The organism is Pseudomonas sp. NFACC25, from assembly GCF_900100935.1.
Taxonomy (GTDB): Bacteria; Pseudomonadota; Gammaproteobacteria; order Pseudomonadales; family Pseudomonadaceae; genus Aquipseudomonas; species Aquipseudomonas marginalis.
The window spans coordinates 84,917-106,929 of record NZ_FMUC01000018.1 but is presented as its reverse complement, the minus strand read 5'-3'; the positions used below and the strand labels follow the sequence as shown (position 1 = coordinate 106,929).

Below are 22,013 nucleotides of genomic sequence, written 5' to 3'. Positions count from 1 at the left end.
AGAATCGTTGCATGAACCTGGCTGTCTCGCCCACAGAGCTTAGTTCGAGCTGGAGACGCTTGCTGCTGGTGGCGATTCTATGCCTGCTGGCGCCCCGGGTATTTGCCGAGGCCCCAGGCCCGGCTGACCAGCGCGCCCAGGCGGTCACCCAGGTGGTACTCGGTATCCTCAGCTATGCCCGTTGGCCAGTAGAGCCTGCGCAACTGCGCCTGTGCATCGTCGGCCCGACCCAATACACCGACGACCTGATCAAAGGCACCATCCAGGCCACCGGCCGTCCGGTCGTGGTGCGGCGCCTGCTGGCCGACCATCCCGATATCGTCAACGCCTGCGACGCCGTGTACATCGGCAAACTCAGCAATGACGAACGCAGCCGCCTGTTTGCCTCGTTGATCGGCCACCCGGTGCTCAGCATCAGTGAAGGCGGCGACCAATGCACCGTGGGCAGCCTGTTCTGCCTGCGGGTGGGCGATGAGCAAGTGTCGTTTGAGGTCAACCTCGACTCGGTGGCGCGCAGCGGCGTGCGCATTCATCCCAGCGTGTTGCAACTGTCCCGGCGCCGGGCGCCCACCACATGAAAGCGGCGAACGTACGACCTACCCTGCGTTCCGTCATCGGCCGGGGGCACATGATCCTGGCGCTGGTGGCGGTGACGCTGGCCAGTGTCTCCCTGACCCTGCTCGGCGTGTTGGCGCTGCGGGTCTACGCCGAACACAACCTGCACCTGATCGCCCGTTCCATCAACTACACCGTGGAAGCGGCCGTGGTGTTCAACGACCGCAGCGCCGCCACCGAAGCCCTCAGCCTGATTGCCTCCACCGAAGAAGTCGCCCAGGCTGACGTGTTCGATAGCAGTGGCCGGCTGTTGGCGCACTGGGAACGCCCGGAAACCGGCATGCTCTCCCGGGTTGAACTGGCGCTGGCGCATACCCTGCTCGAACAGCCCATCAGCCAACCGATCCTCCACCAGGGGCGCACCATCGGCAGCATTCACCTGACCGGCCACGGCGGTAGCCTGCTGCGCTTCCTGCTCAGCGGCCTGGCGGGGATCCTGATCTGCACCGTCCTCAGTGCCTGGGTCGCCCTGCACTTGGCGCGGCGTCTGTTGCGCGGCATTACGGAGCCGCTGCAAAGCCTCGCCGCCGTGGCCCACGCCGCCCGCAGCGAGCGTGACTTCGACCGCCGCGTGCCGCCGGCCCGCATCGCCGAACTCGATAGCCTGGGCAGCGACTTCAATGCCCTGCTCGGCGAGATGGAAGCCTGGCAAAACCATCTGCAAAGCGAAAACGAAACCCTCGCCCACAAGGCCAACCACGACAGCCTTACCGGTCTGCCCAACCGCGCGTACTTCGAAGGCCGCCTGATTCGCGCGCTGCGCAGCGCCGCCAAGGCCAAGGAACAGGTGGCCGTGCTGTACCTCGACAGTGACCGGTTCAAAGAGATCAATGACAGCTTCGGCCATGCCGCCGGTGATGCCGTGCTGGTGGCCGTCGCCGAACGGGTGCGTGCGCAATTGCGTGAAGATGACCTGGTAGCGCGCCTGGGCGGTGACGAGTTCGCCATCCTGCTGGCGCCGCTGCACAAGGTCGAAGACGCCCAGCGCATCGCCGAAAAAATCATCGCCAGCATGGACATGCCGATTGCCGTGCCCGGCAGCACCCAGGTATTGACCTCCCTCAGTATCGGGATCGCCATCTACCCCGAACATGGCGTCACACCCGGCACCTTGCTCAATGCCGCTGATGCGGCGATGTACCAGGCCAAGCGTTTGTCCTCGGGGGGCCAGCAAACGGCGGAGCCGGAGAGCCCCGTCGTCAACGTTCAACACAGGAGTTGATTCCTTGTTCTCGACCGCGCGTTTTATGTTTATCACCCTGCTGGTGGCGCTGCTCGCCCTGGGCGGTTGCCAGACGGCGCCTTCCAAAGGCCTGACCCCGGCGCAAGTCGCCGTCCTCAAGCAACAGGGCTTCGAGCTTACCGATGACGGCTGGGCGTTCGGCCTGTCCGGCAAAGTGCTGTTTGGCAGTGACGTCGAAACCCTTAACCAACCCAGCACCGACATCGTCCAGCGCATCGGCAAGGCCCTGCTGGGTGTAGGCATCGAGCGCGTACGCGTCGATGGCCACACCGACGGCTCGGGCAAGGAAACCTACAACCAGCAACTGTCCCTGCGCCGCGCGAAAAGTGTGGCCACGGTGCTGCAGGGCGTGGGCATGAAAGAGGAAAACATTCAGTTGCGTGGTCTGGGCAGCAGTAAACCGGTGGCCGCCAACGACACGGCGGCAGGGCGTACCGAGAATCGGCGGGTGTCGATTGTGGTGATCGCGGACTGAGCCGGCAGCCTGATTTCAATCTGAAATCCAATCAAAATGTGGGAGGGGGCTTGCCCCCGATAGCAGTGTGTCAGCCAGTCCATCTGGTTCTGTCACTCCGCTATCGGGGGCAAGCCCCCTCCCACATTTGAACGATGTTCGCTTAACTGCCCGGCGTCATCGCCTGCGTCAAGTCCCCCACCACGGCCTTGCCCATCTCTCAGAGACACCGCGCAGCCCAGCCCTTTAATCCGCAAACCGCATCTCCCGCGTCTCCCCCATCAACAACCCTTGGTTCTGCTCCGTCACTTCCCGGATGTAATCCCACAGCAACGTAATCCGCTTCAACTTCCTCAGATCCTCACGGCAATACATCCAAAACTGCCGGGTAATCGCAATCTGCTCCCCCAGCACCGGCAGCAACCGTGGATCCTGCGCCGCCAGAAAGCACGGCAAGATCGCCATCGATCGCCCTTGCTGCGTCGCCACGTACTGCGCAATCACGCTGGTACTGCGCAGGCTGGCGCTGGCGCCGGGCACGACGTTGGCCAGGTACAGCAGCTCCGAGCTGAAGGCCAGATCATCCACATAGCTGATAAACGGATGCTCGGCCAAATCTGCCGGTTTGTGGATAGGCGGGTGTTGGTCGAGGTATTCCTGGGTCGCGTACAGCTGCAGTTTGTAGTCGCACAGTTTGCAGCATACGTAAGGCCCGTGTTCCGGGCGTTCCAGGGCGATGACGATGTCGGCTTCGCGCTTGGACAGGCTGATGAAGTGGGGCAGGGGCAGGATATCGACCGAGATGGCGGGGTAGGTGTCGACGAAGTGGCTCAACTGCGGGGTGACGAAGAAGCTGCCGAAGCCTTCGGTGCAGCCCATGCGCACATGGCCGGACAGCGCCACGCCGGAGCCGGACACCTGTTCGCAGGCCATGTGCAGGGTGCTTTCGATGGACTCGGCGTAGCCCAGCAAACGCTGGCCTTCGGGGGTGAGGACGAAGCCGTTGGTCCGGGATTTTTCAAACAGCAGCGTACCGAGGGACACTTCCAATGAGCTGATGCGCCGCGACACGGTGGTGTAGTCCACCGCCAGGCGCTTGGCGGCGACGCTGGCCTTGCGGGTGCGGGCCACTTCGAGGAAAAACTTCAGGTCATCCCAATTCAGGGAGCCCAGTGATGTGATGTTTTTTTGCATATTGGACCGGCTTTTATGTGCGTTCTTATTAGAGATTTGCACATCTATACTCCAAAAACAGTCCGAACGCCTCATTCTTCAAGGCGATTCAAGCGCCTTGTCTCTGTATAAATATAAGAGTTGGAGACCACATGAACGCATCCGCCGATATTTCCGTGCAACAGGTCAAGTTGCTGATCAATGGTGAGTGGGTCGAGTCCAGGACCACCCATTGGCAAGACATCGTCAACCCGGCCACCCAGCAAGTGCTGGCCAAAGTCCCGTTCGCCACGGCCGATGAAGTCAATGCTGCAATCGACGCCGCCCATCAAGCCTTCCAGACCTGGAAGCTGACGCCGATCGGCGCGCGCATGCGCATCATGCTCAAGCTGCAAGCCCTGATCCGCGAACACTCCAAGCGTATCGCGGTGGTCCTCAGCGCCGAGCAGGGCAAGACCATTGCCGATGCCGAGGGCGATATTTTCCGTGGCCTGGAAGTGGTGGAGCACGCCTGTTCCATCGGCACCCTGCAAATGGGTGAGTTCGCCGAGAACGTCGCCGGTGGCGTCGATACCTACACCCTGCGCCAACCCATCGGCGTGTGTGCCGGCATTACCCCGTTCAACTTCCCGGCGATGATTCCGCTGTGGATGTTCCCCATGGCCATCGCCTGCGGTAACACCTTCGTTCTCAAGCCGTCCGAACAGGACCCACTGTCGACCCTGCTGCTGGTGGAGCTGGCGCTGGAAGCCGGCGTACCGGCGGGTGTGCTCAACGTGGTGCACGGCGGCAAGGATGTGGTGGATGCGCTGTGCACCCATAAAGACATCAAGGCGGTGTCCTTCGTCGGTTCGACTGCCGTCGGCACTCATGTCTACGACCTGGCCGGCAAGCACGGCAAGCGCGTGCAATCGATGATGGGCGCCAAGAACCACGCCGTGGTACTGCCGGATGCCAACCGTGAACACACCCTCAATGCCCTGGTCGGTGCCGGTTTCGGCGCGGCGGGCCAGCGTTGCATGGCCACCTCGGTGGTGGTGCTGGTGGGGGCGGCCAAGCAATGGCTGCCGGATCTGAAAGCGCTGGCGCAAAAGCTCAAGGTCAACGCCGGCAGCGAAGCGGGCACGGATGTCGGCCCGGTGATCTCCAAGCGCGCCAAGGCCCGCATCCTGGAGCTGATTGAAAGCGGCGTGAAAGAAGGCGCCAAGCTCGAGCTGGACGGCCGCGACATCAAGGTGCCGGGTTTCGAGCACGGTAACTTCGTCGGCCCGACCTTGTTCTCGGGCGTGACCACCGATATGCAGATCTACACCCAGGAAATCTTCGGCCCGGTGCTGGTGGTGCTGGAAGTCGACACCCTCGACCAGGCCATTGCGCTGGTCAACGCCAACCCGTTCGGTAACGGCACCGGCCTGTTCACCCAGAGCGGGGCGGCGGCGCGTAAATTCCAGAGCGAAATCGATGTGGGCCAGGTCGGTATCAACATCCCGATCCCGGTGCCGGTGCCGTTCTTCAGCTTCACCGGTTCCCGTGGCTCCAAGCTCGGCGACCTCGGCCCGTACGGCAAGCAAGTGGTGCAGTTCTACACCCAGACCAAGACCGTCACCAGCCGCTGGTTCGACGACGACACGGTCAACGATGGCGTCAACACCACCATCAACCTGCGCTGATTCGGGAGACGACCATGAAGATTGCATTTATCGGCTTGGGTAACATGGGCGCACCGATGGCCCGCAACCTGATCAAGGCCGGCCATGGGCTGAACCTGTTCGACCTGAACCAGACGGTGCTCAAGGAACTCGCCGAATTGGGCGGCAGCATCAGCGACTCGCCGCGTGACGCTGCCCAAGGCGCCGAGCTGGTGATCACCATGCTGCCCGCCGCCGCCCATGTGCGCAGTGTCTGGCTGAATGAAGACGGTGTACTGGCGGGGATCGGCAACGGCGTGCCCGCGGTGGATTGCAGCACCATCGACCCACAGACCGCGCGCGACGTCGCCGCTGCTGCCGCCAAGCAAGGCGTGGTGATGGCCGACGCACCGGTCTCCGGCGGCACCGGCGGGGCGCAGGCCGGGACCCTGACCTTCATGGTCGGCGCCACCCCGGAACTGTTCGCCACCCTGCAACCGGTGCTGGCACAGATGGGCCGCAACATCGTGCACTGCGGCGATGTGGGCACCGGGCAAATCGCCAAGATCTGTAACAACCTGCTGCTCGGCATCAGCATGGTCGGCGTCAGCGAAGCCATGGCCTTGGGCGACGCGCTGGGCATCGACACCCAGGTGCTGGCCGGGATCATCAACAGCTCCACCGGGCGCTGCTGGAGTTCCGACACCTACAACCCATGGCCGGGCGTGATCGAAACCGCGCCGTCGTCCCGTGGCTATACCGGCGGGTTCGGCGCCGATTTGATGCTCAAGGACCTGGGGCTGGCCACCGAAGCGGCGCGCCAGGCCAAGCAACCGGTGATTCTGGGCGCCGTGGCCCAGCAGTTATATCAATCGATGAGTCAGCGCGGCGAAGGGGGCAAGGACTTTTCGGCGATCATCAACAGCTATCGCAAACCCGAATAAACTGACGGTGGCGAGCGGGCTTGTCCCGCTCACCACAAAAAATCAGTTCACTGGAAGAGGCGGCTCAAGCAAACACAAAATACTTACGTACCGTCTCGACCACTTCCCACGTCCCCTTCATCCCTGGCTCCACCACAAAGATATCCCCAGCCCGCAAGTGAATCGGCTCCATCCCCTCAGGCGTGATCACGCAGTAGCCTTCCTGGAAATGGCAGTATTCCCATTTCACGTATTCGACATACCACTTGCCCGGCGTGCAGATCCAGGTGCCCATGATCTTGCTGCCGTCTTCGCTGGTGTAGGCGTTGAGGTTGACGGTGTGCGGGTCGCCTTCGAGCTTTTCCCATTTGCAGGCATCCAGGACCGGCAGGGGATGGGTGTCGCGCAGTACGGTGATGGGCTTGGACATGATGACTCCGAGGCAGGGAATGGAAAGATGCACCCTAAGGCCTGGGACGTTGCGCCAGTGGTCTGAACTCGACATCGGGATGCCCAGAAGCGCAGGCGAACACGATTGTCGGGGCATCGCGAATCAGTGTGGGAGGGGGCTTGCCCCCGATAGCGGTGGGTCAGTTGGCACCTGTGTAAACGGACCCACTGCCATCGGGGGCAAGCCCCCTCCCACATTAATCCTCTCTAGCCGACACTTTTGAGCGTGAATCAGCCATTTCCTCGCAGTAAGTGCGAAAGATTTTCCCCTCGGCGCACGAATTCGCAAGAAAATTCACGTCTGGCCCTCGTATCATTCACCCCAGTAACCGCCGAGAGCCTTCAAATGACCTCAATAAAAACGTGGTGGGACATCAGCCCGCCCTTGAGCACGGCAACCCCGACCTGGCCGGGCGATACGCCGTTCCAGGAAGAGCGTGTGTGGCAGTTCGGCCCGGAGTGCCCGGTGAATGTCGGGCGCATTACCCTGTCGCCGCACACCGGCGCCCATGTGGATGCGCCGCTGCATTACAGCGCCGACGGAGCGCCGATTGGCGAGGTGCCGCTGGAGGTGTACATGGGCCCGTGCCGGGTACTGCATTGCCTGGACAGCGGTGCGCTGGTCCAGCCCCATCAGTTGGACGGGCGTGTGGATAACCTGCCGGAGCGCGTGCTGTTGCGTACTTATCCACAAGCACCGCTGACCGAATGGGATGCGAACTTCACCGCCATCGCCCCGCAGACCATTGAACTGCTGGCCAGCCTGGGTGTGCGCCTGATCGGGATCGACACGCCCTCCCTGGACCCGCAACAGTCCAAGACCATGGATGCCCACAACGCCGTGGCGCGGCATGGCATGGCGATTCTCGAAGGCATCGTGCTCGACGACGTACCGGAGGGCGACTACGAACTGATCGCCCTGCCGCTGCGTTTCGCCAACCTGGACGCCAGCCCGGTCCGTGCCATTCTCCGCCCGCTCAAGGAGCCCACGCGATGAGCCAATGTCCTTTCTCTGCCGACTACCAGCCACCGGAAGAATGGCATAACGCCGAACTGAATTTTTCCGAGTCCATGAGCTACGGCGACTACCTGGACCTGGGCAAAGTGCTCAGCGCCCAGCACCCGCTGTCGCCGGACCATAACGAAATGCTCTTCATCATCCAGCACCAGACCTCCGAGCTGTGGATGAAGTTGATGCTCCACGAACTCAAGGCCGCCCGCGAACACGTGCGCCTGGGCGAGTTGCCGCCGGCATTCAAGATGCTGGCGCGGGTGTCGCGAATCTTCGATCAACTGGTGCACGCCTGGGCTGTGCTGGCGACCATGACGCCGTCGGAATACAAGGCGATTCGCCCGTTCCTGGGGCAGTCCTCCGGGTTCCAGTCGTTCCAGTACCGCGAGATCGAATTTATCCTCGGCAACAAGAGCCCGGCGCTGTTGCGCCCCCATGCCCATCGGCCCGAGTTGTTGCAGGCGTTGCAGGTGGCGATTGCCACGCCGTCGCTGTATGACGAGGCGATCAACCTGATGGTCAAGGCGGGGCTGGCGATTGACCCCAAGCGTGCCGAGCGCGACCCGACGGCGGCGACCGTGCACGATGAGTCGGTGGAGGCGGCGTGGCGCGAGGTGTATCGCGATCCGAGCCGGTATTGGGACTTGTACCAGTTGGCCGAGAAGTTTATCGACCTGGAGGATTCGTTCCGCCAATGGCGCTTCCGGCATGTGACCACGGTGGAGCGGATTATCGGCTTCCAGCCCGGCACCGGCGGCACCGAGGGCGTGGGTTACCTGCGCAAGATGCTCGACACCGTGCTGTTCCCCGAGCTGTGGCGAGTGCGCTCCACGCTGTAAACGCAATCAAATATGGGAGGGGGCTTGCCCCCGATGGCGGAGGGTCAGTGGACACATAAGTGACTGACACACTGCTATCGGGGGCAAGCCCCCTCCCACATGGATATTACTGCGCAGCGGCAACCGCTTTCGTCTTACTCACTCGCAACCGGTAGGCCACATAGATAACCCCCACCCAAACCGGCATCGCATACACCGACTCGCGAATCCCCGGGATCGCCAGCATCACGCTGATGATCATCAGCATGAACGCCAGGCACAGGTAGTTGCTGAACGGGAACCAGAAGGTCTTGAACGACGGCGTCACGCCTTGCTCGCCCATGGCCTTGCGGAACTTGATATGGGTGATGCTGATCAGCGCCCAGTTGATCATCAGCGAGGCAACCACCAGCGCGAACAGCAGCTCCAGGGCACTTTGCGGTGCCACGTAGTTGACCACCACGCACAGCATCGTCACCAGCGCCGAGATCGCCAGGGCCCGCAGCGGTACGCCTTGCTTGTTGAGCTTCATCAGCGCTTTCGGCGCATCGCCTTGCTCGGCCAGGCCGAACAGCATGCGGCTGTTGCAGTACACGCCGCTGTTGTACACCGACAGCGCCGCGGTCAGCACCACGAAGTTGAGGATGTGGGCGGCGGTGTCGTTGCCGATCAGCGAGAAGATCTGCACAAACGGGCTGCCGCTGTAGGCATCGCCCGACGCGCCGAGGGTTTGCAGCAGTTGATCCCATGGGTACAGCGACAGCAGCACGGTCAATGCGCCGACGTAGAAAATCAGGATCCGGTACACCACCTGGTTGATCGCCTTGGGGATCACCTTGCGTGGCTCGCTGGCCTCGGCAGCGGTGATACCCACCAGCTCCAGGCCGCCGAACGAGAACATGATGAAGGCCATGGACATCAACAGGCCCATGCCGCCATTCGGGAAGAATCCGCCGTGGCTCCACAGGTTGCTGACCGACGCTTGCGGGCCGCCGGTGCCGCTGAACAGCAGGTAGCAGCCGAGCACGATCATGCCGACAATCGCCACCACCTTGATGATCGCAAACCAGAACTCGGCTTCACCGAAGAACTTCACGTTAAGAGTGTTGATCAGGTTCACCGCGACAAAGAACACCAGTGCGCTGACCCAGGTCGGGATCTGCGGCCACCAGAACTGGATGTACTTGCCCACCGCAGTCAGCTCGGCCATGCCCACCAGCACGTAGAGTACCCAGTAGTTCCAGCCGGCCAGGAAGCCCGCGTAACCGCCCCAGTATTTGTGCGCGAAGTGGCTGAACGAGCCGGCCACCGGTTCTTCGACGATCATCTCGCCGAGCTGGCGCATGATCAGGAACGCGATGAAACCGGCGATCGCGTAGCCCAGGATCATCGACGGCCCCGCCGACTTGAGTACCCCGGCCGAACCGAGGAACAGCCCCGTGCCTATCGCCCCGCCCAAGGCGATCAACTGAATATGCCGGTTCTTCAGGCCACGCTTGAGGCCTGCCGGGTTAACCATGTCATCCGCCATTAACATTCCCTTCTACTTGTTTTTCTCGGGGTAGAACCCCTCAGAAGTGCTGAGGAGTCAGATATTACTCTGCGTAAACTTTTCGTAATACAGCTGAACGCCATCAAGTGCCTGATCCGCCAGCCATTGTTGGATGGATTCGACCATTGGCGGAGGGCCGCACACGTACATATCCGCCAATCCGTCGCGCAATTCGGCCAGGTCGAAATGCTCGGTGAGGTAGCCGCGCTTGCCGGGCCATTCAGGTGACGGTGCGCTCAGCACTTCGGTGTAGCGAAAGCCGCGGATTGTCGAGGCGTATTGATGGATACGCTGCGCTTCACATAAATCCTCGGCCCCGCGCACGCCGTAGTACAGGTGCACCAGTTGCTCGCAGCCCGTGGCGGCCAGTTCATCGAGCATGCCCAGTAACGCCGACAATCCGGTGCCGCCGGCCACCAGCACCAGCGGTTTGCTGACATGGCGCAGGTAGAACGCACCCAGCGGCGCCTCCATCAGCAACCCATCGCCGACGTGGCAACGTTCCCGCAGGTAATTGCTCATTACCCCATCCGGCAGCAGGCGGATCAGGAATTGCAGCCGGTTGCCCGGCAGGTTGGCGAACGAGTAGGCACGCCAACAGTCGGTGCCGGGTACCGAGATGCGCGCATATTGGCCCGGCAGGAAATCCAGCGCCGTGTCCAACCGCACCGTCAAGATCGCCGTACTGGCCGACACCTGCTGCACCTCGCTTACCGTGCCACGCACCTGCACCGGCCCCGGCGCATTGCACAGGCTCGAATCGAAGTCGAAGTAGAACGCCGCGTCGGACTTCACCCGGGTCTGGCAACTGAGCATCTTGCGCTGTTGCAGGTCGAGGCTGGACAGGGCTTCCTCGTCCACATAGTCCTGGGTGTAATCCCCCGATTCACACCGGCCCTGGCAGGTGCCGCACACGCCTTCGCGGCAGTCCAGGGGGATCTTGATGCCATTGCGCAGTGCCGCATCCAACAGGATTTCATTTGCGCCCACCGGGAAAAACAGGGTCTTGCCGTCGGCAAAACTGAAGGCCACTTTGTGATTCATTCACGGAAACTCCACGCGTGTAGGGCTGGCACATCACCTGTGGTGAGGGAGCAAGCTCCCTCGCCACAAGATGTGATGTGCTTCAAAGGTGATAGAAATCCAGCACCGAATTGATGGTGTCGTTAAGCAGCAGCGCATGCTTGCGAGTGATCAGCCAACTGTCGCCATGGGGCTTGAGGCGATAGGTGGCATGCCCGTAGAACTGCTCCGATGTGGCCAGCCGATAGAACAGCGTGTGCCAGTTCAACCGGACCTCCAGCGTGCCGTCCGCCTGCTCGGCAATGCGTACGTTGTTGATCAGGTGCAAGGTGCGCGGCATCGGTGTAGCGGATGCTGCCTTGCCAGTGCGCAGGCGAAACACGCGGTCTTCCAGGCCCGAACGATTGGCGTAGTAGATCAGCGACATCTCGCGCTTGGGGTCGCGGGTGTAGACGTGCTCCGAGTCCCATTGCGGCAGGTGGAATTCGCTGTGCGGGTCGAACAACTGCACATAGGCGTCCCAGTCCTGGGCGTCGCACAGCTCGGACTTGCGGTAGAAAAACTGCTCGATCCGGTACTGCAATGGCGCATTCATCACTTCACCTCCCGCAGTGTCAGCGCTTGTTGGTCCAGACCCTTGAGCAGGAACTGCTGCCAGTTGCGGTGCTGGTTGACGTACAGGCCTTCATGGGTGAACTCGGTGCCGGTCATGGCCGGTTGAATGCCGATGGCTTCGCTGTTCGGCGTCGGCCCGGTTTCCCAGCGATGGCTGCCGCGTGAAATATCGCTCCAGCGTTCCAGGCGGCCCTGGAAACCACGTTGGGCTTCGCGGAACTCCACCAGGTCGTCCGGTGTGCCCATGCCCGAGACGTTGAAGAAGTCCTCGAACTGGCGAATACGGTTTTCGCGGTCGGCATCGGATTCGCCTTTCACCCCCAGGCACTGGCTGATGATCTCGGTCTTGTTCCACGCCACCGGGCGGATGATGCGCAGCTGCGAGCTGATCTGGTCGAGGAAGAACAGGCTCGGGTAGATATTCAGGTTGCGCAGGCGGTGCATCATCCACTCGGCCTTCTGCTGGCCGTGCTCTTGCACCAGGCGCGGCATGATGGTGGCGTAGCCGGAGCGCACGCTGGGGTTGGGCATGTCGCTGAACAGCACGCTGTGGCCATTGTTGAAGGCGAACCAGCCGTCATCGGTGTTGGCGTCGCCGGCGCCGAGCTTGCTGTAGTCCAGGGTGCTGGCGGACCCGCTGCCGTTCTCGGTATTCACCTGCTGGCGATGCTGCACCGTGGCCACGTAGTTGTAGTGCACGGTGCTGACGTGATACCCGTCCAGGCCGTTTTCGTTTTGCAGTTTCCAGTTGCCGTCGTAGGTGTAGGCCGACTTGCCCGGCAGCACCTCCAACTCACCGGTGGCCGACTGCGCGACCATCATGTCGAAGAACACTTTGGCATCGCCGAGGAAGTCGTCCAGGCTGTCACGGCCATTCACGTCCAGGCTGATGAAGACAAAACCCTTGTAGCTCTCGATGCGGGCCTTTTTCAGGCCGCGTGTTGCCTTGTCGAAACTTTCCGGATATTCCCCCGGCGCCTTGACCTTCACCAGCCGGCCATCGCTCTTGTAGCACCAGGCGTGGAACGGACAGGTGAAGGTGGACTGGTTGCCTTTGCCGACCCGGGTGAGGGTGGTGCCGCGATGCTGGCAGGCGTTGACCAGCGCATTGAGCCGGCCCTCGCCATCACGGGTAATGATCATCGGCTGGCGCCCGGCGCGCATCGTCACGAAGTCGTGGTTATTGGCCAGTTCGCTTTCATGGCAGGCGTAGATCCAGTTCTTCTCGAAGATCAGCTCCATCTCAAGATCGAACAGTTCCGGCTCGGTGAACATGTCGCGGGCGATGCGGAACACGGCGTCTGCCGGGCGAAAATCCAGGCAGCTCTCGATAAAGCTTTTCCATTGCTCGACGCTTCTTGCACCACTCATGGGAGGCACCTTTTGATAATGGCTGAACAGGTGAGCCATTAGGAGGCTGCGACAAGGTGGCGGGCTATCCGCTTAATGGGGGAAGGTGGGCCGCAAAGTTGGGCAGCAAATACCCACGGCGGTGCGGGGCGGTGACGCAACGCGCCACTGTCCGGTGCGGCCAGGGGCGGCAAAACCTGTGGTTTATCCACATAGTCGGCCGTTGCTATCCACCCGGTTGCAATCGGGCCGGCGTGGCGTAGAACTTGCTGTGGAACCACAACGACGCGCCGCCAGAGCGCGCAACCGCCTGACCGCCGTGGGTGCACACTGATGAATAGTCCTACACGCGATATCCATGTCCAACGCTTCGACCTCGAAGGCGCCCGCAGCTGGATGTCCGGCATTTGCGGACCGCACCGCCTGGTGACGAGCACGCCCGAGCGCCTGCGCTTTCATCACAGTGCCAACGTGTTCAAGTCCCGCGCCACCACCCTGGGGGTGATCGAGTACGGCACCGACGTGACCATCGATATCGAAGACGCCGAGCACTTCAGCAGCTACAGCCTCACGCTGCCGTTGGTGGGGGAGCAGGAGCTGAGCAAGAACGGCCAACGCCTGAGTTCCAACCGCGACCAGGGCGTGATCATCGCGCCCAACGAGCATCAGGTGCTGGCGATTTCCGGTGACTGCCGCAAGTTGCAGGTGGTGATCACGCGGGCGGCGATGAGCGAGTCGCTGGAGGGCTTGCTGCAACGGCCGATCGAGGCGCCACTGCAATTTGAACCGGTGATGGATGCGGTGGAGGGGGCGTCGGCGTCGTGGTGGCGCATGGCGCGCTACTTCATCGCGGAGCTGGAGCGCCGTAGCGAATTGTATGAACAGGCGGCGTTCACCCGTGACCTGGAAAGCTCATTGATCAAGGGCCTGATCCTCGCCCAGCCGAACAACTACTCGGAAGAACTGCGCGACGTATTGGGGGTGAAACTGCCCCATTACCTGATCCGTGCGCGCCAGTACATTCACGACAACGCCCGCGAGGCGCTGCACCTGGAAGACCTGGAAACTGCTGCCGGGGTGTCGCGGTTCAAGCTGTTCGATGCGTTTCGCAAGTACTTTGCCCTGTCACCCATGGCCTACCTGAAGAAGCACCGGCTGAGTGCGGTGCGCCAGGAAATCCTCGAGCATGGATCGATCCGCACCATCTCCGAGATCGCCTTCGGCTGGGGCTTTACCCACCTGGGGCGGTTCTCGGCGGAGTATCGAAAACTGTTCGATGAATCCCCCAGCCAGACGCTGCAACGCATGCGTATGCGCAGTACTTGAAGCTGATGAAGATCAACCTGTGGGAGGGGCGGTGCCTGGGCGATTTCAGATCAGTTCTTCAACCAACTGCAGGCAATGACTGAGCCCCGGCGACTGATCATTCACCCGTCGGCTGAGAATGATCGGCGAGGTCGCCGTCGCTTCCACAACCGGCGTGTAGCCGATATCCGCGCGATGCAGCACCTGCACCGACGCCGGCACCAGTGTCACGCCCATGCCCGCACCGACCAGGCCGATGGCGGTCTGCAGTTCGTTGGTCCACTGCGCCACCTTGAGGCTCAGGCCGTGGGCGTCGAACAGTGCGATCACATGGTCGGCATAGCTGGGGCGCGGGTTGCCGGGGTAGAGCACAAACGGCTCGGCGGCCAGTTGGGCGAGGGTCGCGGGTGCATCGAGCAATGGGTGGCCGGCGGGCAGCACGGCCACCAACCGATCCTCCACCAGCACACGCTGGACGATGGCCGGGTCGTCGATGCGAATGCGCCCGAAGCCCACGTCGATACGTCCGGCCTTGAGCGCCTCGACCTGCTGCAAGGTGGTCATCTCCGACAACCCCAACTCCAGTTCCAACGCCTCATGGCTGCGCAACCGCCGGATCAATTCCGGCAGCACGCCATACAAGGTCGACGGCGCAAAGCCGATGCCCAGCCAGGTCTTCTCGCCCTGGCCGATGCGGCGGGTGTTGTCGCAGACCGTGGCCAATTGTTCGAGCAACACATTGGCGTGCTCATAGAAAAACCGCCCGGCCTCGGTCAGCCGCAGCGGTCGGCCACGCTCCAGCAGGATCACGCCCAATTCCTCTTCCAATTGCTGGATCTGCCGGCTCAACGGCGGCTGGGCGATGTGCAGGCGTTCGGCAGCACGGGTGAAGTTGAGGGTCTGCCCCAGCACCTGGAAGTAGCGCAGATGACGCAGTTCCATAACGGCTCCTTTCATACCTTGAGGGTATTGATCGAGACCAATTCTATATTGGAAGCCAGGAAGAATGCGGCACAGAATCGACGTAAATCTATAAAGAACCCAGCGGGTATTGCCATGCCGATTTGCGCCATCGAGTCGATCGAGACCATTATCGTCGACCTTCCCACCCTTCGCCCGCACAAGCTGGCGATGCACACCCTGCAAAACCAGACCCTGGTGATCATCCGCGTGCGCTGCGCCGACGGCATCGAAGGCATCGGTGAATCCACCACCATCGGCGGCCTGAGCTACGGCAACGAGAGCCCCGAGAGCATCAAGGTCAACATCGACCGTCACTTCGCCCCACTGCTGATTGGCCAGGACGCCAGCAATATCAACGCGGCCATGTTGCGCCTGGAGCGCAGCATTCGCGGCAACACCTTTGCCAAATCCGGTATCGAAAGCGCCTTGCTCGACGCCCTCGGCAAGCGCCTGAACCTGCCGGTCAGCGAACTGCTCGGTGGGCGTGTGCGCGATGCACTGCCGGTGGCCTGGACCCTCGCCAGCGGCAATACCGCCCAGGACATTGCCGAGGCCGAAAAGATGCTCGACCTGCGCCGCCACCGCATCTTCAAATTGAAGATCGGTGCCGGTGAAGTGGGCGAGGACCTGGCCCATGTCATCGCGATCAAACAGGCCCTGGGCGAACGTGCCAGCGTGCGCGTCGACGTCAACCAGGCCTGGGACGAAGCCGTGGCCCTGCGGGCGTGCAAGGTGCTCGGCGACCACGGCATCGACCTGATCGAACAGCCGATCTCGCGTAACAACCGTGGCGGCATGGCCCGGCTCAACCTGTCGAGCCCGGCGCCGATCATGGCCGACGAATCCATCGAGTGTGTCGAAGAGGCCTTCAACCTGGCCCGTGAAGGCGCGGCCTCGGTGTTCGCCCTGAAGATCGCCAAGAACGGCGGCCCCCGCGCGGTATTGCGCACCGCCGCGATTGCCGAGGCCGCCGGTATCGGCCTGTACGGCGGCACCATGCTGGAAGGGGGGATCGGCACCCTGGCGTCGGCGCATGCCTTCCTCACGCTGAACAGGCTGGCATGGGGTACCGAGTTGTTCGGCCCGCTGTTGCTGACCGAAGACATTCTTGCCGAGCCGCCGCTGTACCGCGATTTCCAGCTGCATGTCTCCCACTTGCCGGGCCTGGGCCTGGCCATCGATGAGGAGCGCCTTGCGTTCTTCCGTCGTGACAAACACTAAGAGGCGCCGCCCATGTTGTTCCACGTAAAAATGACCGTGAACCTGCCCGTCGACATGCACCCCGAGCGCGCCGCCAGCCTCAAGGCCGACGAAAAGGCCTTTGCCCAGCGTCTGCAGCACCAGGGCAAATGGCGCCACTTATGGCGCATCGCCGGGCTCTACGCCAACTACAGCGTGTTCGACGTCGACAGCGTGCAAGAACTGCATGACCTGCTGATGCAACTGCCGCTTTACCCCTACATGGCCATCGAAGTGAATGCCTTGTGCCGGCACCCTTCGTCGATCCATGAAGACGACCGCTAGGCCGGTTTTCACTCTGATAACTACAAGATGAGGAACGCACCATGTCCATCCGACTGTCCCAGACTGCCCACGCCCAACGGTTTCTCGAAGAAGCCAGCGGCAACCTCACTGACGGCGGCAACCCGCGCGCCAAGGCGCTGATCTACCGGATCCTGCGCGATACGGTAAACATCATCGAAGACCTGGACGTGACCCCGGAAGAGTTCTGGAAGGCGGTCAACTACCTCAACGAACTGGGCAAGCACCAGGAGGCCGGACTGCTCGCCGCCGGGCTCGGCCTGGAGCATTACCTGGATATGCTGATGGACGCCGCCGACGAGGAAGCCGGCAAGTCCGGTGGTACCCCGCGCACCATCGAAGGCCCGCTGTATGTGGCCGGCGCGCCGCTGTCGAAGTACGAGGCGCGGCTGGACGATGGCAAGGACGACGCGGTGCCGCTGTTTATGCGCGGGCAGGTGCGCGACACCGACGGCAAGCCGTTGGCCGGGGCGATTGTCGATGTGTGGCAGGCCAATACCGGCGGTACGTATTCGTGGTTCGACCCGACGCAATCCGAATTCAACCTGCGTCGGCGTATCGAGACCGACGCCCAGGGCAACTACCGCTTTCGCAGCATCGTGCCGTCGGGCTACGGCTGCCCGCCGACCGGGCCGACCCAGCAGTTGCTCGATCAACTGGGGCGCCACGGGCAGCGCCCGGCGCATATCCACTTCTTTATCTCGGCGCCGGGGCATCGGCACCTGACCACCCAGATCAACCTGTCGGATGACCCGTACCTGCACGATGATTTTGCCTACGCGACGCGGGATGAGTTGATTGCCGAGATTCGCTTCAGTGACGATCAGCAACTGGCGCGGGAGTTTGGCGTGGAAGGGCGGTTTGCGCAGATTGATTTTGACTTTGAGTTGCAAACCGCCGCAGCGCCGGTAGAGCAAAAACGCATGCAGCGGGTTCGCGCCCTCGAAGACTAAATGCGGTCAAAAATGTGGGAGGGGGCTTGCCCCCCACATTTTACCGATGGCGCTGCTCCTATTTGCGTACCACCAGATCAAGCACCTCATCCCGATCCTTGATCTTCTGCAGCACAATCTCCGAGCGGATATCCATCACCCCCGCCGTGCGGTTCAGGTGGTTCACGATAAAGTCCGAAAAGTGCTTGAGGTTGCGTGCCTGCACCCGCAGCACATAGTTGCTGGCGCCGGTGATCACGTAGGCGCTGGCCACTTCCGGCCAGCCTTGCACCTTCTTGATAAACGTCTCATGCCAATCCTCCACATCCTGGCGCAATGACAGGTGGACGATGGCCTCCAGTTCAATCCCCAACTGCTCGGCATTCAACACCGCACGGTAGCCGCTGATAATCCCTTCGCTCTCCAGCAGGCGTAGACGACGCAGGCAGGCAGAGGGCGACAACGCGACTTTTTCCGCCAGTTCCTGGTTGCTGATACGGCCATCCTGTTGCAGGAAATGCAGGAGGCGCAGGTCGGTGGCGTCAAGGATCATGGTTAGAATAAATCCGCGTATTTAGGGGTTAAATTCGAATTTCCTACAGCTTAATTAGCCTGTTACCCACCACTTTGCACGAAAATTCTTTAAATCTTCGTTCATTATTTGCTGCATCCTCACTGACAAAAACCAGGACAGCCCATGACCCCTCGCAGCCATTGCCAAGCCCTCGACACCCAGGACCCGCTGGCGCCGCTACGTCAGCAGTTCGCCTTGCCGCAGGACGTTATCTACCTGGACGGCAACTCCCTCGGTGCGCGTCCGGTGGCGGCGTTGGCGCGGGCGCAGGCGGTCATCGCGCAAGAGTGGGGCAATGGCTTGATCCGCAGTTGGAACAGCGCCGGCTGGGCCGACTTGTCCCAGCGCCTGGGCAACCGCCTGGCGCCGCTGATCGGGGCGCGGGACGCAGAGGTGGTGATCACCGATACCACCTCGATCAACCTGTTCAAGGTGCTCAGCGCCGCCTTGAGCGTGCAGCGCCAACGTGAGCCGGCGCGCAAGGTGATCGTCAGCGAAGCGAGCAACTTCCCCACCGATTTGTACATCGCCCAGGGCCTCGCCGAGTTGCTGCAACAGGGCTATTCCCTGCGCCTGGTCAACAGCCCGGATGAACTGCCCCGGGCCATCGACGGCGACGTGGCGGTGGTGATGCTCACCCACGTCAACTACAAGACCGGCTACATGTACGACATGCAGGCGCTCACCGCCTTGAGCCATGAATGCGGCGCGCTGAGCATCTGGGACCTGGCGCATTCGGCCGGCGCGGTGCCCATCGACCTGCACGGGGCCGGTGCTGACTATGCGATTGGCTGCACTTACAAATACCTCAACGGCGGCCCCGGTTCCCAGGCGTTCGTGTGGGTCAACCCGGCGTTGGTGGACCTGGTGCACCAGCCGCTGTCGGGCTGGTTCGGGCATACCCGGCAGTTCGCCATGGAATCCAGCTATGCGCCGAGCGCTGGCATCGCCCGCTACCTGTGCGGCACCCAGCCGATCACGTCGCTGGCGATGGTGGAATGCGGCCTGGAAGTTTTTGAACAGACCGACATGGCCCGCCTGCGCAGCAAATCCCTGGCGCTGACCGACCTGTTTATCGAGTTGGTCGAAAGCCGCTGCGCCGCCCACAACCTTGTGCTCATCACGCCGCGTGAACACGCTCGGCGTGGCAGCCATGTGAGCTTCAAACACCCGGAAGGCTATGCGGTGATCCAGGCCCTGATCGCACGTGGCGTGATCGGTGATTACCGCGAGCCGCGCATCATGCGTTTTGGGTTTACGCCGCTGTACACGAGTTTTACCGAGGTGTGGGATGCGGTGGAAATCCTCGGTGAGATTCTCGATAACATCACCTGGGACCAGCCGCAATTCAAGGTCCGCCACAGCGTCACCTGAATAAACGCCGGAGAAAATGTGGGAGGGGGCTTGCCCCCGATGGCGGTTTGTCAGTTACTTAAATTTTTGCTGATCCACCGCTATCGGGGGCAAGCCCCCTCCCACAGGGGATCTGTGACAACGGTTAGACAGTACAACCACAATAATAAAGGGGCACACCACGTGAGCACACCCGACCACGGCTTTGCCGAGATCACCCACCGCGAACTGGGCCTGAGGCGCCAGCTCACTTCCGGCCAGATGAGCATGATCGCCATCGGTGGCGCCATCGGCACCGGGCTGTTCATGGGCAGCGCCTATGCCATCGGCTACGCCGGGCCCAGCGTGCTGGTGAGCTACGCGATCGGCGCGTTGATCACCTTGCTGCTGATGGGCTGCCTGGCCGAGATGACGGTGGCCCATTCCACCTCGGGCTCTTTCGGCGCCTATGCCGAGTTCTACATCAGCCCGCTGGCCGGGTTTCTGGTGCGTTATGCCTACTGGGCGGCGATTGTGCTGGCGGTGGGGGCCGAGGTCACGGCGGTGGCGATGTACATGAAGTACTGGTTCGCCCACGTGCCGGAATGGGTGTGGATCGTGTCGTTTTCCAGCGTGCTGATCCTGCTCAACGCCATCAGCGTCAAGACTTTCGGCAACTTCGAATACTGGTTTTCGACGATCAAGATCAGCGCCATCGTCGGCTTCATCATCCTCGCGGTGTACGTGGTGTTCGGCTCCGGCAACCCACAATACGGGGTGCAGAACTACACGGCCCACGACGGGTTTTTCCCCCATGGCGTGAGCGGCATGTGGATTGCCGTGATCGTGTCGATCTTCAGCTACTTGAGCGTCGAGATGATCGCCGTGGCCGCCGGTGAAGCGGCGGACCCGGAGCAGGCCGTGAAGAAAGCCTTTCGCGCGACCATCGTGCGGCTGGTGGTGTTTTACCTGCTGACCCTGGCGCTGATGCTCGCCATCGTGCCGTGGAACCAGGCCGGCCAGGCCCAGAGCCCGTTCGTCACGGTGATGCAGACCATCGGCATTCCCGGCGCCACCGGGGTGATGAATTTCGTGATCCTGATCGCGGCCTTGTCGGCGATGAACAGCCAGCTCTACATCACCACGCGCATGATGTTCAGCCTGTCCCGCGCCGGCTTTGCGCCCAGGTCCATGGGGGCCTTGAGCAAGAGCGGCATTCCGCTCAATGCCTTGCTGTTGTCCAGCTCGGGCATCGCCCTGGCGACGCTGTTGAACCTGGTGTACCCGGAAAGTTCGTTCACCCTGATGATGGCGATCTCGATGTTTGGCGCGATCTTCACCTGGTTCATGATCTTCCTCACGCACCTGTTCTTCCGGCGCTATCGCAAGCGTCATGGCGGCGCGAAGCTGTCGTTCCAGTTGCGCCTGTTTCCCTACAGCACGTTATTGGGGTTGGTGCTGATGGGCGCGGTGATGATCACCACGTACTTCACCGAAGCGTTCAAGATGACCCTGGTGTTTGGCGTGCCGTTCCTGCTGATCCTGTCGGCGGTGTATTACGGGTTTTTCCGCAAGGGCAGGACCAAGGCATCGAACAAGGCCCTGGCGTAACCCGGCAATTGTTCGAACGAACGCGCGCATAACAGCAGCGTTCGGCAAGCCCACTCTTCCTGCAACGGTTGGGCGATGAAGCGGCGCGGCGCTGGCCAGCGCGCCAACGCCGCCAGGGGCACGATGCCCAGGCCGGCGCCGCGGGCCACCATGCGAATCAGCCCGTCAAAACCCTCGGCGCGGATACGCGTCTGCACACGAAAGCCCGCGTGCAGTGCCTGTTCTTCCAAGTACACCGCGAGGGCGCTGGCGGCGGCCAGACCCACGTAGTCGTATTGCAGGCTGTCGACAAAGCTCACCGTGCCGCCCGCCAGGGGATGGTCGTGCGGCATGATCAGCGCCAGCGGGTCGTCGCGAAAGGGCAAGGTCTGCAAGCCGTGGGTGTCCACGGCGTCGGAGATGATCCCCAACTCCGCCGTGCCCTGGCGCAAGGCCTGGGTGATGCGCAGGCTGGGCAATTCCTGCAGGTCGATATCGAGGTTGGGGTGTTCGCGCAGAAAGTCCGCAAGCAGTTCCGGCAGGTATTCGCTGAGCGCAGTGGTGTTGCACAGCAGGCGCACCTGGCCTTTGACGCCGTTGGCGTATTCCGCCAGGTCCTGTTGCAGGTGCTCGGCCTGTTGCAACAACAGGCGGGCGTGACGGGCCAGGGCCTTGCCCGCCGGTGTGGGGGTGACGCCGCGACGCCCACGCTCGAGAAACTCGATGCCCAACGATGCCTCCATCGCCCGGATGCGGGCACTGGCGGCGGCCAGGGATAAATGGCTGCGGGCCGCGCCGGCGGTGATGTTGCCGGTGTCGAGGGTGTGCAGGTAGAGGCGCAGGTCGATCAGGTCAAAGTGCATGGCTGATGGCTCGGGTGACTGGACTGGCCTCAGGGTCACGCAAAACAAGAGGCTGC

22 protein-coding genes are annotated in these 22,013 nt (G+C 62.1%); 13 read left to right on the top strand and 9 right to left on the bottom strand.

Annotated elements, in window-relative coordinates; genetic code table 11:
* Positions 1–11 precede the first annotated feature (11 nt).
* Genes BLQ09_RS28035 through BLQ09_RS28025 form a run of 3 tightly spaced genes read left to right on the top strand, consistent with a single transcriptional unit; the run spans position 12 to position 2,333 of the window.
* Positions 12–578 (top strand): regulatory sequestration protein YfiR, encoded by a 567-nt coding sequence (locus BLQ09_RS28035; protein ID WP_027607683.1) that lies wholly within the window; start codon positions 12–14, stop codon positions 576–578.
* The gene (locus BLQ09_RS28030; protein ID WP_092359350.1) at positions 575–1,837 is read left to right on the top strand and encodes a diguanylate cyclase DgcN/YfiN; all 1,263 of its coding nucleotides are present in this window, start codon (positions 575–577) and stop codon (positions 1,835–1,837) included. The genes BLQ09_RS28035 and BLQ09_RS28030 overlap by 4 nt, the downstream gene beginning before the upstream one ends.
* 4 nt (positions 1,838–1,841) lie before the next feature.
* A complete protein-coding gene (locus BLQ09_RS28025; protein WP_027607681.1) occupies positions 1,842–2,333 on the top strand; it encodes an outer membrane lipoprotein YfiB in 492 nt (163 codons plus the stop codon).
* A 225-nt stretch (positions 2,334–2,558) separates the two neighbouring features.
* Here the strand turns inward: BLQ09_RS28025 and BLQ09_RS28020 are convergent, their stop codons facing one another.
* Positions 2,559–3,506, bottom strand: a complete 948-nt coding sequence (locus tag BLQ09_RS28020; protein ID WP_092359347.1) for a LysR family transcriptional regulator — start codon at positions 3,504–3,506, stop codon at positions 2,559–2,561.
* A gap of 131 nt (positions 3,507–3,637) precedes the next feature.
* On the opposite strand from BLQ09_RS28020, the gene BLQ09_RS28015 reads away from it, so the two are divergent.
* Both BLQ09_RS28015 and mmsB read left to right on the top strand, forming a co-directional pair.
* Positions 3,638–5,155: a CoA-acylating methylmalonate-semialdehyde dehydrogenase gene (locus BLQ09_RS28015; protein WP_027607679.1), complete on the top strand. Its 1,518-nt coding sequence runs from the start codon at positions 3,638–3,640 to the stop codon at positions 5,153–5,155.
* Between the two features lie 14 nt (positions 5,156–5,169).
* Positions 5,170–6,057 carry a 3-hydroxyisobutyrate dehydrogenase gene (gene mmsB, locus BLQ09_RS28010; RefSeq protein WP_092359345.1) on the top strand — a complete coding sequence of 296 codons (888 nt, stop codon included), beginning with the start codon at positions 5,170–5,172 and terminating at the stop codon, positions 6,055–6,057.
* A gap of 64 nt (positions 6,058–6,121) precedes the next feature.
* Here the strand turns inward: mmsB and BLQ09_RS28005 are convergent, their stop codons facing one another.
* Positions 6,122–6,466, bottom strand: a complete 345-nt coding sequence (locus BLQ09_RS28005; RefSeq protein ID WP_003230905.1) for a cupin domain-containing protein — start codon at positions 6,464–6,466, stop codon at positions 6,122–6,124.
* Positions 6,467–6,832: 366 nt separating this feature from the next.
* Here BLQ09_RS28005 and kynB point away from each other — a divergent pair, with 366 nt between their 5' ends.
* Positions 6,833–7,483 carry an arylformamidase gene (gene kynB, locus BLQ09_RS28000; protein WP_092359343.1) on the top strand — a complete coding sequence of 217 codons (651 nt, stop codon included), beginning with the start codon at positions 6,833–6,835 and terminating at the stop codon, positions 7,481–7,483.
* The gene (gene kynA, locus BLQ09_RS27995) at positions 7,480–8,337 is read left to right on the top strand and encodes a tryptophan 2,3-dioxygenase (protein ID WP_027607676.1); all 858 of its coding nucleotides are present in this window, start codon (positions 7,480–7,482) and stop codon (positions 8,335–8,337) included. The genes kynB and kynA overlap by 4 nt, the downstream gene beginning before the upstream one ends.
* Positions 8,338–8,443: 106 nt before the next feature.
* Here kynA and BLQ09_RS27990 read toward each other — a convergent pair whose 3' ends face one another.
* The 4 genes from BLQ09_RS27990 to antA all read right to left on the bottom strand — a co-directional run bounded on the left by BLQ09_RS27990 (position 8,444) and on the right by antA (position 12,877).
* The gene (locus BLQ09_RS27990) at positions 8,444–9,847 is read right to left on the bottom strand and encodes an amino acid permease (protein WP_027607675.1); all 1,404 of its coding nucleotides are present in this window, start codon (positions 9,845–9,847) and stop codon (positions 8,444–8,446) included.
* Between the two features lie 57 nt (positions 9,848–9,904).
* On the bottom strand, positions 9,905–10,912 hold the full coding sequence (gene antC / locus BLQ09_RS27985) for an anthranilate 1,2-dioxygenase electron transfer component AntC (RefSeq protein ID WP_092359341.1): 1,008 nt from the start codon (positions 10,910–10,912) through the stop codon (positions 9,905–9,907).
* An 82-nt stretch (positions 10,913–10,994) separates the two neighbouring features.
* Positions 10,995–11,486 (bottom strand): anthranilate 1,2-dioxygenase small subunit, encoded by a 492-nt coding sequence (antB, locus tag BLQ09_RS27980; RefSeq protein WP_027607673.1) that lies wholly within the window; start codon positions 11,484–11,486, stop codon positions 10,995–10,997.
* On the bottom strand, positions 11,486–12,877 hold the full coding sequence (gene antA / locus BLQ09_RS27975) for an anthranilate 1,2-dioxygenase large subunit (protein ID WP_092359337.1): 1,392 nt from the start codon (positions 12,875–12,877) through the stop codon (positions 11,486–11,488). Before antA ends, antB begins: the two co-directional genes overlap by 1 nt.
* Positions 12,878–13,189: 312 nt before the next feature.
* On the opposite strand from antA, the gene BLQ09_RS27970 reads away from it, so the two are divergent.
* Complete coding sequence (locus BLQ09_RS27970; protein WP_027607671.1) at positions 13,190–14,182, top strand: AraC family transcriptional regulator; 993 nt, start codon at positions 13,190–13,192, stop codon at positions 14,180–14,182.
* A 45-nt stretch (positions 14,183–14,227) separates the two neighbouring features.
* On the opposite strand, the gene BLQ09_RS27965 is transcribed toward BLQ09_RS27970, so the two are convergent.
* Positions 14,228–15,103, bottom strand: coding sequence for a LysR family transcriptional regulator (locus BLQ09_RS27965; protein ID WP_092359334.1), 876 nt, complete (start codon positions 15,101–15,103; stop codon positions 14,228–14,230).
* Between the two features lie 114 nt (positions 15,104–15,217).
* Here BLQ09_RS27965 and BLQ09_RS27960 point away from each other — a divergent pair, with 114 nt between their 5' ends.
* From BLQ09_RS27960 to catA, 3 genes are read left to right on the top strand one after another with little or no spacing between them, the layout of a single operon-like run.
* Positions 15,218–16,345, top strand: a complete 1,128-nt coding sequence (locus BLQ09_RS27960; protein WP_092359332.1) for a muconate cycloisomerase family protein — start codon at positions 15,218–15,220, stop codon at positions 16,343–16,345.
* Positions 16,346–16,357: 12 nt separating this feature from the next.
* On the top strand, positions 16,358–16,648 hold the full coding sequence (catC, locus tag BLQ09_RS27955; RefSeq protein WP_027607668.1) for a muconolactone Delta-isomerase: 291 nt from the start codon (positions 16,358–16,360) through the stop codon (positions 16,646–16,648).
* Between the two features lie 41 nt (positions 16,649–16,689).
* Positions 16,690–17,619 carry a catechol 1,2-dioxygenase gene (gene catA, locus BLQ09_RS27950; RefSeq protein ID WP_027607667.1) on the top strand — a complete coding sequence of 310 codons (930 nt, stop codon included), beginning with the start codon at positions 16,690–16,692 and terminating at the stop codon, positions 17,617–17,619.
* Between the two features lie 58 nt (positions 17,620–17,677).
* Here the strand turns inward: catA and BLQ09_RS27945 are convergent, their stop codons facing one another.
* The gene (locus BLQ09_RS27945) at positions 17,678–18,151 is read right to left on the bottom strand and encodes an Lrp/AsnC family transcriptional regulator (RefSeq protein WP_003176072.1); all 474 of its coding nucleotides are present in this window, start codon (positions 18,149–18,151) and stop codon (positions 17,678–17,680) included.
* A 144-nt stretch (positions 18,152–18,295) separates the two neighbouring features.
* Between BLQ09_RS27945 and kynU the strand changes: the two genes are divergently transcribed.
* Together kynU and BLQ09_RS27935 are read left to right on the top strand one after the other, a co-directional pair.
* Positions 18,296–19,546, top strand: a complete 1,251-nt coding sequence (gene kynU / locus BLQ09_RS27940) for a kynureninase (RefSeq protein ID WP_092359330.1) — start codon at positions 18,296–18,298, stop codon at positions 19,544–19,546.
* Between the two features lie 162 nt (positions 19,547–19,708).
* Positions 19,709–21,115 carry an amino acid permease gene (locus tag BLQ09_RS27935; RefSeq protein ID WP_027607665.1) on the top strand — a complete coding sequence of 469 codons (1,407 nt, stop codon included), beginning with the start codon at positions 19,709–19,711 and terminating at the stop codon, positions 21,113–21,115.
* Here the strand turns inward: BLQ09_RS27935 and BLQ09_RS27930 are convergent.
* Positions 21,061–21,957 carry a LysR substrate-binding domain-containing protein gene (locus tag BLQ09_RS27930; protein ID WP_092359328.1) on the bottom strand — a complete coding sequence of 299 codons (897 nt, stop codon included), beginning with the start codon at positions 21,955–21,957 and terminating at the stop codon, positions 21,061–21,063. The genes BLQ09_RS27935 and BLQ09_RS27930 overlap by 55 nt on opposite strands.
* Between the last annotated feature and the right edge of the window lie 56 nt (positions 21,958–22,013).